13 protein-coding genes are annotated in these 13,400 nt (G+C 64.5%); 5 read left to right on the top strand and 8 right to left on the bottom strand.

All coding sequences use genetic code 11. The features are described from left to right. Window positions 1-120: 120 nt before the first annotated feature. Entirely contained in the window at window positions 121-966 is an 846-nt protein-coding gene (locus L979_RS00300) for an FGGY family carbohydrate kinase (protein WP_052209244.1), read from the bottom strand. A gap of 162 nt (window positions 967-1,128) precedes the next feature. After that, window positions 1,129-1,665 (bottom strand): VOC family protein, encoded by a 537-nt coding sequence (locus tag L979_RS00295; protein WP_047687926.1) that lies wholly within the window; start codon window positions 1,663-1,665, stop codon window positions 1,129-1,131. A 135-nt stretch (window positions 1,666-1,800) separates the two neighbouring features. On the opposite strand from L979_RS00295, the gene L979_RS00290 reads away from it, so the two are divergent. Continuing rightward, entirely contained in the window at window positions 1,801-2,334 is a 534-nt protein-coding gene (locus L979_RS00290) for a DinB family protein (protein ID WP_047687924.1), read from the top strand. Between the two features lie 28 nt (window positions 2,335-2,362). Here L979_RS00290 and L979_RS00285 read toward each other — a convergent pair whose 3' ends face one another. The 3 genes from L979_RS00285 to L979_RS00275 all read right to left on the bottom strand — a co-directional run bounded on the left by L979_RS00285 (window position 2,363) and on the right by L979_RS00275 (window position 7,253). Then, window positions 2,363-3,496, bottom strand: coding sequence for a PLP-dependent aminotransferase family protein (locus L979_RS00285; protein WP_047687922.1), 1,134 nt, complete (start codon window positions 3,494-3,496; stop codon window positions 2,363-2,365). A gap of 238 nt (window positions 3,497-3,734) precedes the next feature. Then, complete coding sequence (locus L979_RS00280) at window positions 3,735-6,329, bottom strand: FAD-dependent oxidoreductase (RefSeq protein WP_047687920.1); 2,595 nt, start codon at window positions 6,327-6,329, stop codon at window positions 3,735-3,737. Window positions 6,330-6,446: 117 nt separating this feature from the next. Further along, window positions 6,447-7,253 carry an IclR family transcriptional regulator gene (locus L979_RS00275; protein WP_052209242.1) on the bottom strand — a complete coding sequence of 269 codons (807 nt, stop codon included), beginning with the start codon at window positions 7,251-7,253 and terminating at the stop codon, window positions 6,447-6,449. Between the two features lie 142 nt (window positions 7,254-7,395). Here L979_RS00275 and L979_RS00270 point away from each other — a divergent pair, with 142 nt between their 5' ends. The 3 genes from L979_RS00270 (at window position 7,396) to L979_RS00260 (ending at window position 10,315) form a co-directional block, all read left to right on the top strand. After that, window positions 7,396-7,740 (top strand): bifunctional 3-phenylpropionate/cinnamic acid dioxygenase ferredoxin subunit, encoded by a 345-nt coding sequence (locus tag L979_RS00270; RefSeq protein ID WP_047687918.1) that lies wholly within the window; start codon window positions 7,396-7,398, stop codon window positions 7,738-7,740. Beyond that, a complete protein-coding gene (locus L979_RS00265; RefSeq protein ID WP_047687916.1) occupies window positions 7,737-9,062 on the top strand; it encodes an NAD(P)/FAD-dependent oxidoreductase in 1,326 nt (441 codons plus the stop codon). Before L979_RS00270 ends, L979_RS00265 begins: the two co-directional genes overlap by 4 nt. A 74-nt stretch (window positions 9,063-9,136) precedes the next feature. Beyond that, on the top strand, window positions 9,137-10,315 hold the full coding sequence (locus L979_RS00260) for an SRPBCC family protein (protein WP_052209241.1): 1,179 nt from the start codon (window positions 9,137-9,139) through the stop codon (window positions 10,313-10,315). Between the two features lie 40 nt (window positions 10,316-10,355). On the opposite strand, the gene speB is transcribed toward L979_RS00260, so the two are convergent. Genes speB through L979_RS16990 form a run of 3 tightly spaced genes read right to left on the bottom strand, consistent with a single transcriptional unit; the run spans window position 10,356 to window position 11,936 of the window. Continuing rightward, complete coding sequence (speB, locus tag L979_RS00255) at window positions 10,356-11,399, bottom strand: agmatinase (protein WP_047687914.1); 1,044 nt, start codon at window positions 11,397-11,399, stop codon at window positions 10,356-10,358. 50 nt (window positions 11,400-11,449) lie between these two features. Next, window positions 11,450-11,770, bottom strand: coding sequence for a cupin domain-containing protein (locus L979_RS16995; protein ID WP_369792949.1), 321 nt, complete (start codon window positions 11,768-11,770; stop codon window positions 11,450-11,452). 16 nt (window positions 11,771-11,786) lie between these two features. Then, a complete protein-coding gene (locus L979_RS16990; RefSeq protein ID WP_369792948.1) occupies window positions 11,787-11,936 on the bottom strand; it encodes a helix-turn-helix domain-containing protein in 150 nt (49 codons plus the stop codon). 223 nt (window positions 11,937-12,159) lie between these two features. Here L979_RS16990 and L979_RS00245 point away from each other — a divergent pair, with 223 nt between their 5' ends. Next, entirely contained in the window at window positions 12,160-13,326 is a 1,167-nt protein-coding gene (locus L979_RS00245) for a hypothetical protein (RefSeq protein ID WP_052209240.1), read from the top strand. Window positions 13,327-13,400 lie beyond the last annotated feature (74 nt).

The following is a 13,400-nucleotide window of genomic DNA, read 5'->3' as shown; positions in this document are numbered from 1 at the left end:
ACCGCACGCGGGGGCACCGAGGCCGGCCGCAGCATCCAAGTCCTCTACGGCCAAGCCGAGCAGAGCGGCCGTCCGGGCCATGACGCGGGCGGCATTCAGCGTGCACAGCAGTGGAAGGAACTAGCCGGTGGCATCCGCGAAACCCGACGTCACACCGCTTGGATCCGGCGTGGGTTGCTCGGAGCGAGCGAAGACCGTGCCGGAAGTCCCGACCGACACCACGACGTCTCCCGGCTGGATCCACAGCCCCAGTGCAGCCCCCGCATTGTCCCCGCACCCGGCTGAAACCACTGCCTGTGGTGACTTGGGCAACCAATCTCCGGTGACGCTGCCTGAAGTTGCGTCCGGGGCAAGGACCTGCGGCAATTGTGGCTCGGCACCGAACCAGTCCACGAGCAGATCGCTGCGAACCGTGTTGGAAACGGGGTCGAACCAGCCTGTACCGGAGGCATCTGAACGATCCGTGACCCACGCTCCGCCGGTCAGGTGGCGCACGAGCCAGTCATGGCGCAACCCCACACTGGCCACGCGTTTTGCTGTATCAGGGGCGGTTTGGCGCAACCACGCGAGCTTGGGCAGGGTGATTGAGCTGACCGGCGCTGTGCCGACGGCCTCCACCCACCCGGGAACTCCGCGCTGATCGACCATCGCCTGGGCCTGGGGTGCGCTGCGGACGTCGTTCCACAGAAGAGCCTCACAGACCGGCTTGCCCTGGGCATCCAGAGCTACCATTCCGTGTTGCTGGGCAGAGACGCCCACACCCACGACGTCGCTGCGGCTCCGGATGCCGGCCGCATCCCACGCGATGTTCAATGCGTCGATCCATGCCTGCGGATCGACGGCGGTGCCGTCTGGATGAGGTGCGCTGCCCCGGGCCGTAATCTTGCCCGTTTCCACATCCACGGCCAAGACCTTGCACGACTGAGTGGAGGAATCGATTCCAATGACCGTGCCGGCTGTGCCCATGCTGCTGTCTCCTGGTGAGCCGGGACCGAAAGAACATCGGTTCAGAACGTGCGTGCTGCATGTTCAGACTACTCACCCATTGAGTGCTTCTGAAGGTATTACGTGCATGAAGGATCGCAACGGCCTGCTGTCCAGACACCGGAGCCACCCGCCCCGGACGGGTCAGGACACTGCTGGTGGGGTCCAGACCTCGGCCTCACTGTCATCGGGATAGGAGTGACCCCCGGGGATGGTCTGGAGTTCGATGATGGTGCCCCACGGTGCCAGGACGTACACACTTCCGTTGCCGGGGGTGTCCTCGTAGCGGCTGTTTCCATGTACTTCAGACAGAGCCTGGCCGCCAGCAGCAACCAAGCGGTCAAGGGAGCCCTGGATGTCGTCCACGTAGAAGGCCAGATGGTTCAGGCCGTAGTCGGCCAGCCTTGCTGCCGGAGCATGCGGCGCGTCAATTTCAAAGACCTCAAGTGATGGTCCGGTGCCGGCCACGATCATGCGCTGGCGCCTGATTGTGGCACCGTTCGGCAGACCCAACTGTTGTTCAGTTTCGGCACCACAACGGGGTTCGTCCTGATCGGTCAATCCGTCGTAAGCGACTTTGGCGCCCAAGCCGTCCTGCAGGAACCGGGTGGCTTCCTCCAGGTCCGGCACGGTGATCCCGATGTGGTTGATGCCCCGGGGGAGAGGTGAGTCCGTGGTCATGTTCGTCTTCCCTTTGATGTGAGGGCCCATGTCCAACACAGACGATGTTACCCCTGAAGTCAACGTTTCTTGATCCGGCCTTGAGGTAAAGAGTTATCTGGGGCGTGGAGTGGACCAACCAGTGAGGATGCCTACATGACCCATCAACAGACCCCAGAACCGATGCCCACAGAAACCAAGGACTGGACCGTGGTTTTGGACGCCGGGTGTTCTGAGTGTGGGTGGGCTCCGTTTGCGCCGCAAGACTCCGTGCACAGATTCGCGGATGCTGCAACTCGCTGGGGACTCGTTCTGCAACGTGATGACCCACGAATGCGTCCGGCACCCCTGGTGTGGTCACCCGTGGAATACGCTTACCACGTGCGTGAACTCCTGGAGCTTCTGGCGCCGCGGATTCGCAACATGGTGGCGCAGGAGGACCCCACCTTCCAGAACTACGACGGCGATGCCTCCGCCGCGGAGAACCAAACCTGGGCGGCGGACCCGGCGGTGGTGGCTCGGGAGATCAAGCAGGCCACCACAGAAGTCCTTGCAACCCTGGATGCGCTGGAACCAGCGGACTGGCAGCGCGCCGGGCATCGCAGCGACGCAGTGGTGTTCACGGTGGGTTCGCTGTGCCAGTTCATCGTTCACGACGTCGAACACCATCTGTGGGACGTGAACGGCTGACCCGACCACTGGCACCGGCCGCCGTCAGTCAGCGGGCCGGCACACCACGTGCCAGGCGTCGGATGCCCTCCGCCACGCGGTCGGGGCTCACGCCCGAGTAGGCCACCCGCACGGCGTCGGAGGATCGGCCGTCGGCGTAGCACGCGGCGCCTGGCACAATCACCACACCCTCCTGGATGCCACGGTTGAGAATGTCCCCCAACTCCACTCCGGGGAAACGCACCCAGGTGAAGAACCCACCCTTGGGATCCGTCCATTCGGCACGGTCGCCCAGATGCTCCTGCAATGCAGCGGTGGTGGCCTGTGCGCGCTCGCGGTAGAGCTCCACGGAGCGGTCCAACACGGTGGTCCACTGCGGTGAACCCAGCCACGTGACCACCAGCTCCTGAGACAGCACCGAGGGGTGGATGAGGACGGCTTCAGCCGCGATCTGCATACGAGCCCGAACATGGGCCGGTGCAACGGCCCACCCCACGCGTAAACCGGGTGAAAAGATCTTGGACGCGCTGCCCAGGTGGATCACGTGCTCGGGAGCCCTGGAATGCAACGTGGCCACCGGCCCGGTGGTGCGCTCAAAATCCAGCAGCCCGTAGGGATCGTCCTCAATGATCATCACGCCGCGGGCGGCGCAAACCTCCACCAACGCCCGGCGTCGTTCAGGGGAGAGCGTGACCCCCGTGGGGTTCTGATGAGTGGGAACCGTGTAGACGAACGGCACCCGGTGCCCCTGCGCGCGTGCGGCGTCAATCGCGTGGGCCACCGCCTCAGGGTCCAGGCCGTTCTGGTCAATGTCCACGTGCCGGACCTGGACCTCATAGCTGCCGAACACCCCCAGCGCGCCCACGTAGGTGGGGTCCTCGGCCAGGATCACGTCACCCGGGTTGCAGTACAGCTTGGTCACCAGGTCCAGCCCAGCCTGCGACCCCGCCAGCGGCTGCACCTCACCAGGACCGATGCTGGAGCCACGGCGCGCCATCAGCTCAACCACCAGTTCGCGCAGCCCGTCAATGCCTGCACCGGAGCCGTACTGCAGGATCTCCGGTCCACGCTCGCTCAGCAACGACGACGCCAGCTGCGCCACCGAACCTTCCGGCAGAGTGCTCAGATCCGGTTTTCCACCGGCCAAGGAGACCACTGATGGATCAAGGGCCGTCTCAAACACAGCTCTGACCGGAGACGGACGAAACTCCTTGGACCGGGTGGCGAAACCCGTGTCTGTGGATGAAGCAGTGGGGGAGGGCTGATGGCGTGACATCGGGGGTTGCCTCGATCTGCTGAAGGTCCAGGGCTGCGGGCCCCGATGTTCGCGGAGCACACGCGAGCACCAGCGTGCACGGCGCCCGTGACCCGGTCAAGAGATGGCCGGATCACGGACGCCGTTGACGGTGAGGACGTGCGGATCAGCTGCGCATACGCTCCGCACTCGGATCCAGCAAGGGCTCCGGGGTCACGGTGGCCGGGTAGCGCTGACCGAAGTAGGAGATCTCCACCGCGGTGCCCGGGGTGCTCAGCTCCGCAGGCAGCCACGCGTAGGCGATCGACTTGCCGATGGTGTATCCCTGATCCGCGCTGGTCACATAGCCCACGGCTGGTGCATCTGGATCTGCCCCCACCGCGTGGACCGGCTCATGGCCCAGCACGACGGCGGAGGGATCATCGAGCAGCAGGCAGGACAGGATCTTGCTAGGCGCCCCACGGGCCTCCATGTGCTCGGCTGCCACACCCTTGACGGCAAACGCGAGCCCGGCCTCCTCCGGTGTGTTGCTGCGGTCCATGTCCGCACCCCACAGGCGGAATCCCTTTTCCAGTCGCATGCTCTCGAATGCGCGGCGCCCCACCGGGAGAATGTCGTACTCCTGCCCGGCAGCCATGATCTGGTCCCACAGGTAGCCGCCGAACTCCGCAGGGGCGTAAAGCTCCCAGCCGAGCTCACCCACGTAGCTCAGACGCAGAGCCAGGGTGGAGACACCGGCAATGCTGAGTTCACCGCACCGGTAGAACCGGAAGGCCTCATTGCTGATGTCCTGATCCACCAGGGTTTCCAGGGTCCGCCGGGCGTTGGGGCCCCACAGGCCCAGACCGAAGTGCCCGGAGGTCACGTCCTCCACGGTCAGGTCCACGCCGCGTTCGCGCATCCGCTCCTGCAGCCATGTCCGGTCCTGGTTGCCGTTGACACCCACGTGGTAGGTGTCCGGGCCGGTCCTGGCAATGGTGATGTCGGAGAGGATCCCCCCGGAGGCATTGAGGACCAGTGCGTACACCACGCTGCCAGGTGATTTGCCCACGGTGCGGCTCAGCAGGCCGTCGTCGGCAAGGGAGGTGAAGAACGCCGTGGCATCGCGCCCCGGCCGTCCCGTTCCGGAGACCCGGAGCCGTGGCAGGGAGGTCATGTCCACCAACCCCACGGAATTGCGCAGGCCGTGGGCCTCAACGGCCGCCAAGGGGCTCCAGTGCCGTGCCGCCCAGGCGCCACGTCCTGGCAACGGCTGATCCCCGAGCATGGGCTGACCACGCTCAGCAGAAGATTCGTACCACAGCGGGCGCTCCCAGCCGTTGGCCACGGAGAACACCGCCTTGGCCTCCCGCTGACGGTCGTTGAACGACGTCGTTCGCAGCCCCCGCATCCGCAACGTGGTGGCCTTGGGGTGGACGACGTCGTAGACCTCGTCGTAGGACTCCTCGCCCTGTTCGCGGGCCCACCTCTTGGAGGTCACCCGAGGATCGAACCTGGTCAGGTCAACACTGTGGGTGTCAATTCCCGGGTCCCCGGTGGTGATCCACTCCGCCATGACCTGACCGACTCCGGCGGACTGGGTCACCCACACGGCCTGAGCCATCCACAGACCTGGCGATCCCGGCACCGGCCCCAACAGCGGTCCGCCGTCGGGGGTGAAGGAGAAGATGCCGTTGAAGCACATGGAGTCTTCGAGTTCACTCTGGCGCAATTCAGGCAGGAGATCCTGGGCTTCACGCCATGTGGATTCGAAATCCTCCGAGGTGAAGGGGTGGATGGCCGGGTGGGTCCCCGTGGTGGCAAAGCTCTGGGCGCTGGCGATCTGGGTGTCGTCCACCGGCAGCGGCCGGTGCTCATAGGCGCCAATGGCAATCCGGTTGTCCCATTCGCGCAGATACATGGCGTGGTCCTGGTGGCGCAGCATGGGCTTGACCACTTCCGTGGCCGAATCCATCTCCGCCAATGAATCCACGGGCAGGCTGAATCCGAAGCCGTGTTCCACCGGCAGCATGGGGATGTCGATCCCCAGCATTTCACGGGCCATCTTGGGCCCCCACAGCCCCGCACACGTCACGACGACGTCGGCGGGAATCACCTCAGAGGCTTCTGCCGATTCGTCAGCTGACGGGTCGCCCTCGATGTCCACGGTCTCGGACGGATCTCCCGGTTGAACAGGGCGGACCTGCACGCCGGTGACACGGACGTCGTCGTACTGCAGGCCCGTGACCTCCGTGTGCTCCAGGATCTGGGCGCCACCTTTCTGGGCGCGACGTGCCTGGAACTCGACGGCGCGAATCCCCTTGACCACGGCGTCGGTGGGGGTGTGGAACCCGCCGAGCACGCGGCTGACGTCCAGGCCCGGCCATAGCTGCGCCACCTCCTCAGGGGAGATCAGCTCAGAGGGCACACCCCAGGAGTTGGCCAGGTCGTGACGGCGCCGCAGTTCCTGAGCGCGCTCTTCCGTGGTGGCGACTTCCAGGCCACCCACCCGCTTCATGACCCACTCGCCGTTGACCGTGAGGCCGTCCAGTTTGTCCAGGGTCCGCTGCGCCAGCTGGCACATGGTGCGGTTGGGGGAGGTCTGGAAGACGAAACCGGGGGCGTGGGAGCTGGAACCGCCCGTGACGTAAATCGGCCCCTGTTCCACCACCGTCACGTTTGTCCAGCCACGTAAAACCAATTCATCGGCCAACGCGGCGCCGACCACGCCCAGCCCGATGATCACCACGCGGGACTCGGGTCCCGACCGGAGTTCTGTCATGAAAAACCTCCACAGCGCGTGTGTTGCGAACTATGCAACGCCATAGTGCATAGTGCAACTACAGTACGAATGCACCTGTGATCCAGGCAATAGTTACGCGCACCGTTTTGGAGAAAGTCAGTGGCCGAGCAACGCGGTCCGTGGGCCGCCGATCACTGAAGTCTCCAGGCTCAAGCGCGACTCCAGGAACTCCGTGTGCTCACGCAACAGGCCGGCCACCTCCGCAAAACTGGATTCCGGCAGCCGGAAGGCCGGGGCGTTGATCGCCAGCGCTGCCACCACCCGTTCCTCGGGGTCACGGACGGGGACCGCCAGCGCATTGATCCCCTCCTCCCACTCCGCCACGGATGACGCCCAGTCACGTTCACGCAGCGTCTCCAGTTCCATGAGCAGCACATCCGGATCCGTGATGGTCATACTGGTGTAGGCCTCCAGGCCTTGGTCCAGGACGCGCTCCAGTTCGATCTGGTCGGCATGAGCAAGCAGCATCTTGCCGGTGGACGTGGCGTGCAGGGGGCCGCGTTGGCCCACGTACTGCCGCGTGAGTCCAATCATCCGGTTGCCTGTGGTCTGGGTGATGGTCATGGCGTAACCGGAGTCCAGAACAGCCACATTGATGGTCTCGTTGAGTTGTTCGGCAACGGCATCGCAGCAGGCTTGGGCGTCCCGGGCAAAGTCGATGCGGTGTGTGACCGAGTTGGCAAGATGAAGCAGCGCAAAGCCCAGTTGGTAGGAGCCGCGGGTGGTGGTTTCCTCCACCAAATTGTGTGCCTCCAGGGTGGCCAGCAGGCGTAATGCGGTGGAGCGGTGAACATCCAGGCGGCGGGCGATCTCGCTGATGCTCAACGGGGCCTCGTCGCTGAGCACCTCCAGGATCGTGGCTGCCCGGTCGACTGACTGGATGGTGGTTTGTTCTGGTTTCACGCCCGTAAATTTCCCATCACTTGTGTTGTGCCTCTTGACGACTGTGCCACGGATGTCTTCATACTTTCCCCAACCACGTGTTGTGGAATGTGACCACTGTTGCACATCTTGCAACGAAGGTACGAATGGTTGGTGATCTGGCGTGAGCTTCAGAGCTTGCTCCCTCCAAGACTTGACTCCCGGTGAAGGGCTGCGCATCGACTCGGTGCAGCCGCCCATTGCCGTGTTCTTGACCGAGGAAGGAACTGTCCACGCGCTGGACGACACCTGCACGCACCAGGACGCTTCTCTGGCGGCCGGCTGGGTGGAGGACTGCCGGGTGGAATGCCCTCTGCACGAAAGCACGTTCTCCCTGGAAACCGGGGAGGTGGATCAGCCACCCGCCAAGCGCCGGGTGCGGGTCCACAGTGTGGAAATCGACGGCGACGACGTTCTGGTGGAGCTCTCTCAGGACGCACCCAACCTGCCTCCGGGGGTCACCGCATGACCACGCACGGTGCTGATGTGCTCGATGACAGCCTGTTGCAGCACGAGGCCGTGGGTTCAGACGGTCCGGTGCTGGCGCCGGACGGTCACTTGCTGATTGTGGGTGCGGGTCTTGCCGGGTATCACGTGGCTCGCGGCGTACGCAGTCACGGTCACACCGGTCCCATCACCATCTTCGGTGACGAGAACCGCCCGGCCTACGATCGCCCCGCTTTGAGCAAGGCCTACCTCACGGGTGCAGTCACCGAGGAGGATCTCAACCTCGATGACCCCGAGGACCCGGTGGAGGCCACCTGGATCAGCGGCGTGGGAGTTGTTGGACTGTCTGGGTCGGCAGTACCGGCCGAAGAAGACGGCGACGTTGAGGAACTCCCTGCACCGCTGGGGATCTACACCGCAGATGGCCAGTTCCACACCGGTGACGCCGTCGTGATCACCACCGGAGCTTCTGCGCTGACCCTGCCGGCTGCCCCCGACTCCTCCCAACCCCACGTGGAGCCCTACGTCCTGCGGGACATGGGGCACGCGCTGGCCTTGCGTGATGCCACCCTCAGCGGGGCTGAGATCGTGGTGGTCGGCGGCGGATTCCTGGCCTTGGAAGCGGCAGCCACCTGTATTCAGCGTGGAGCTGCCTCCGTGACCGTGGCAGCGGGTGAGCAGTATCCAGGTGCAAAGCGTCTGGGACATGCCGTGGGACAGGCCATTCGGTCCGCTTTGGAAAAGCGTGGGGTGCAGATTGCCCCGCCGTCGCGTGCCAGGTGCCTGCGAACCGCCACGGACGGTCATGAAGTGTTGCTGACGGACGACACCGTTCTCAAGGGCGACATCGTGATCTGTGCCATCGGGGCCAAGCCGCGCACCGAATGGCTGGCGAATTCCGAGTTGACCTTCACCCCGGACACCCGCGCGGTGCGCTGTGACGACTCCGGTGCCACCGTGATCCCCGGGGTCTATGCGGCCGGCGACTGTGCCCAATGGGCTTCTCACTCCAGCGGTCTGCGCCCGGTGGGTCACTGGCAGGAAGCCGTGGAAGAGGCTGCGGTGGTGGCAGCGGCGCTGACCGGAGCCGATGAAGTTGCGCTGCAGGAGCCCTACTTCTGGTCCGACCAGTTCGACCTCCGTATCCAGGGCGCTGGACGAATCCACCTGGCCAACCAGGTGGAAATGCTGGACGGAACGCCTGAGGAGCACAACCTTCTGGTGCGCTACCTGCGTGACGGACAAGAGGTGGGAATCCTGGGGATCAACCGCTTGCGGGACGTCACCAAGTGGCGCAAGCAACGGCGAATTCGCGGCGGCAAGTCCCGCATGACTGCAGTCTGAGCGAACGGAGAAACCACAACAGCCTGATCAATTGACCGGTCACCAGCCGGTGCTGAACGCTGAAGGGAAACATCGTGATCATTGACCACCTGGACGCACCCGTTCCCGGATCATCCCTGCACCCCACCCTGACGGGGGAGGCCTACACCTCAGCGGAGGTGTTTGAACGCGAACAGCAGGAGATCTTCGAGAAGATGTGGAACTGCGTGTTGCGCGCGGACTCCATTCCCAGCCCTGGCCAGTGGAAGACCGTGACCGTGGGGCGCGAGGAAATCATTGTGGTTCGCACTCGAAAGGCCGGGATCAAGGCGTATCACAACGTGTGCAGGCACCGTGGCATGAGGGTCTGCACCAGCGGTGACGGCAAGAACAAGACCCTTCAATGCGGCTACCACGCATGGACCTACGCGTTGGAAGGCGAGCTCGTGGCCGCGCCCAACCTCACCTCCATGCCTGATGTGGACCGCGAGCAGTACGGGCTGAAGTCCGTGGCCGTGAGGGAATGGCTGGGTTACGTGTGGGTGTGCCTGTCCGATGCGGACCAGGGTGAGCAGCCGCCGTCGTTTGAGGAAACCGTCCTTGGAGAGGTGCGCACCAGCTTCGGTGCCGTGGAATCGATCGACAACTACGGAATCGAGAACCTGCGGTGCGGTGAGTCCAAGACCTACGACGTCGCAGCGAACTGGAAGCTCATCATTGAGAACTTCATGGAGTGCTACCACTGCGCCACCATTCACCCGGAGCTGACCGAGGTCATCCCGGAGTTCGCGGACGGCCTGGCCTCGCAACGTGCCAACGGTGAGGTGCACGGCGCTTCCTTTGGCGAGCAGATCCGCGGGTTCACCGTGGACGGTTCCGACGGCGTGACTGAGTTCCCCTCCATTGCACCCGACCAGGAGCGCAAGTACTACGCAATCACGGTCAAGCCGCAGGTGTTCATCAACACCGCGCCGGACCAGGTCATCATCCACCGGATGTTCCCGGTCTCCGAGTCCCGGACCATCGTGGTGTGCGACTGGTTGTTCCTCCCGGAGGTCGTGGAACGTGTGGATGCCGGAGAGCTGGACGTCTCCAAGTCCGTTGAGCTCTTCCACCGCGTCAATCTGCAGGACTTTGAGGCCTGTGAACAGACCCAGCCCTCCATGAGTTCCCGTGCCTACCGGTCAGGTGGCGCACTGGTGCCCAGTGAGCACCACATCGGGGAATTCCACTCGTGGTGGACCCAGCGTGTTGAGGCAGGTTCAGCAGACTGAGCCGGATCCCGCTGGCTGGGGCAACGCGGTCATCGGAATCTCAGTCTTCAGCGGCTGAGCCGTAGAGGTTGCGGGAGATGCCGTAGGCAGGGCCACCCGGCTCGGCCTGCGGCCCCAATGCCATCACGGTGATGAGTTCGTAGACCACATGGGCGGCGGCAATGCCTGCCAGTTGCGCATGATCGTAGGCGGGGGAGACCTCCACGACGTCGCAGCCCACAATGTTCAAGCCGCGCAGTCCACGCAGGATCTCCAGGACCTCACGGCTGGTCATGCCACCGGCCTCCGGGGTCCCGGTCCCGGGGGCGTGTGCGGGATCCAGGACGTCGATGTCCAAAGAGACGTACAAGGGCCGGTTCCCTACCTTGTCCCGCAGGAGGCTGACCACGGCGTCCACGCCCCGGCGCATCACATCTGCGGAGGAGACGATGCCGAAGCCGAACCGGGCGTCGTCGTCCAGGTCCTGTGTGCCGTAGAGCGGGCCACGGGTACCCACGTGCATGATCGATTCGGGATCGATCAGGCCTTCCTCATGGGCGCGCCGGAACGGTGTCCCGTGGGTGTACTCCGCGCCAAAGTACGTGTCCCAGGTGTCCAGGTGCGCGTCAAAATGCAGCAGCGCCACGGGTCCGTGGAGGGCGTGGTGGGCACGCAACAGGGGCAGGGCAATGGTGTGGTCTCCGCCGACGCTGACCATCTTGGTGCCGCCGTCCATCAGCTCCGCGGCTCCGGCAGCAATGGATTCGATGGCTTCTGCGATGTCGAAAGGGTTGCCGATCAAGTCACCGGCATCAGCCACCTGGCACGCGGCAAACGGTGAGGCGGACTGGGCCGGGTTGAAGGGCCGCAGCAACCTGGAGGATTCCCGGACGTGGTTGGGACCGAACCTGGCGCCCGAGCGGTAGGAGACCCCGGCATCGAAGGGGATGCCCAGAACCGCGATGTCCGTGTGCTCCACCTGATCCGTCCTGGGCAACCGCGCAAACGTCCCCACGCCTGCCCAGCGCGGGGTTTTGGCGGCGTTGACGGGGCCAAGAAGGTGGCGCCCGTCGGGGCCGGTGTGGGTGACACGTTCGGGGTCCATGGTTCTCTCCTGGGTGGATGGTGGTGATGGTGGTCAACAGGTGAGGTGGATCAGGTGGCCATGATCCACAGGACCGTGGCGGGCTGCGAGCCTGGGTTTTCCCATCCGTGGGGTTCGGAGCCGGGGAAACTGACGGTGTCTCCGCCCTGGAGTTCAAGGCGCTGGTCGGGAGTGCTCAACACGAACTGCCCACTGATCACGTGCAGGGCCTCATGGCGGCAATCCATGCTGTAGGGCTCGTCCTCGCTGTGCCCGCCGGGTTCCACTGTGGCCCGAATGATCTGCAGGGCCTTGTTGACGGACGGGGTGACCAGCAGTTCGCGAATCCCGTGACCACCCAGATCGACCTCCGGGGCTTCAGCCAGTCGCACCACATCCACTGCTGCCTCAGCGGCAAAAAACTTCCCCCACCTCAACCCGCAGCGCCCTGCACAGTCGGACCAAGGCATCCACGGAGGGGGACGTCAGGTCACGCTCCACCCGGGAGACAAAACCCTTGGACAGTTCCGCTGCTGCTGCCAGTTGTTCAACGGTCATGTGATTACGACCCCGGAGGTTGCGTAGCCGCGCCCCGATCCGTGCGTCCCCGGATCCGCTGTGAACGGAAAGAGCTTTCAGTGGAACCTCCGGGGGCACGAGTTGTCGCAGCTGTGATCCAACACTATGCCGTGGATCACATGATGCCTATACTGATACGCAACTTTTGTTTCTCTGGAAGAAACATAGCCGCTGGCCAGTCGCAACAGACGGGAATCCCGCCATGGACATTGCGATCATCGTCGTCTACTTGGTGGCCATGGTGGTGGTCGGCCTGTGGGCGGCCCGCCGGGCATCCAGTACGGAGGATTACAGGGTGGCTGGCCGCCGGCTGGGCCCCCTGTTCTACACCGGCACCATGTCCGCCGTCGTTCTGGGTGGCGCCTCCACTGTGGGTGGAATCGGGCTGGGATACACCTACGGCATCTCCGGAATGTGGCTGGTGATGGCTATTGCCACAGGCCTGTTGGTGCTGAGTCTGGTGTTTGCTGGTCGGATCACCAGGCTGAAGATCTACACGGTCTCCCTGGTGGCTGTGGGCGGTTGGTCCGGCATGAGTGACCGGTTGGACGCCACGTTCTTTGCCCCGGATGCCATGGGCTTCCAATCGATCATCGCCATGTTCGTGATCTACGGCTTTGGCATGTTGATCGGGCAGGACATCTGGCAGCGGGTGTTCACCGCGCGATCGGCAGGGGTGGCCCGCTGGGGCGGCACATCGGCTGCCGTTCACGTGGGTCTTTACGGTGTGGCTGGTGCAGTCATCGGCATGGCCGCTGCTGCCGTCCTCCCCACCCTGGAAAACTCCGACGACGCCTTCGCCATCATGGCCCAACAGCACGTTCCGGCAGGGCTGGGCGGCGTGGTGTTGGCGGCAGGTGTGGCAGCCATGATGTCCACTGCCTCCGGGGCTCTGATCGCCTCCGCCACGGTGGCCCGGGTCGACGTCGTGCCGCTGTTCAAAACACTGGTGACGGGGCAGCAGAATTCGCGGCCCTCCGTGCGCGGTGACCGCCTGTACCTGCTGACTTTCGGCGTGGTGGTGACCGTGTTTTCCGTCCTGGTCCCCGATGTGGTCACGGCACTGACGATCGCCTATGACCTGCTGGTGGGCGGTCTGCTGGTGGCCATCCTGGGTGGTCTGTTGTGGCGTAGAGGCAACTCGCTGGGGGCAGCTGCCTCCATGGCCGCCGGTTCAGTGGCAGTGGTGGTTGGCATGCTGGCCTTCGGCGTGATGGCAAATGCCCCCATCTACATCGGTTTGGGGGTTTCGGCCGTGGTGTACGTGGTGGTCTCCCTCTCCACCCGCCCCACCGATCCTGCTGTTCTGGGCGCCTGGGACCGGCGGCTTGCCGGGCAGTCGGGGGACTCTGTGGGTGAACACGCGTGACCTGCAGGGACCATGTCTGTGCGCCGTCACAGAGTCTGCACCTGGCAGCGAACACCTCTGGCGAGGCCGAGCCC

The organism is Kocuria sp. ZOR0020, from assembly GCF_000800955.1.
Lineage (GTDB): Bacteria > Actinomycetota > Actinomycetes > Actinomycetales > Micrococcaceae > Kocuria > Kocuria subflava.
This window is presented reverse-complemented; position numbering and strand designations above follow the sequence as displayed.

Coding starts and splice junctions, on each gene's coding strand:
- L979_RS00300 (WP_052209244.1), bottom strand. CDS start 966: ATGGGCACAGCCGGCACGGTCATTGGAATCGATTCCTCCACTCAGTCG.
- L979_RS00295 (WP_047687926.1), bottom strand. CDS start 1,665: ATGACCACGGACTCACCTCTCCCCCGGGGCATCAACCACATCGGGATC.
- L979_RS00290 (WP_047687924.1), top strand. CDS start 1,801: ATGACCCATCAACAGACCCCAGAACCGATGCCCACAGAAACCAAGGAC.
- L979_RS00280 (WP_047687920.1), bottom strand. CDS start 6,329: ATGACAGAACTCCGGTCGGGACCCGAGTCCCGCGTGGTGATCATCGGG.
- L979_RS00265 (WP_047687916.1), top strand. CDS start 7,737: ATGACCACGCACGGTGCTGATGTGCTCGATGACAGCCTGTTGCAGCAC.
- speB (WP_047687914.1), bottom strand. CDS start 11,399: ATGGACCCCGAACGTGTCACCCACACCGGCCCCGACGGGCGCCACCTT.
- L979_RS16990 (WP_369792948.1), bottom strand. CDS start 11,936: ATGACCGTTGAACAACTGGCAGCAGCAGCGGAACTGTCCAAGGGTTTT.
- L979_RS00245 (WP_052209240.1), top strand. CDS start 12,160: ATGGACATTGCGATCATCGTCGTCTACTTGGTGGCCATGGTGGTGGTC.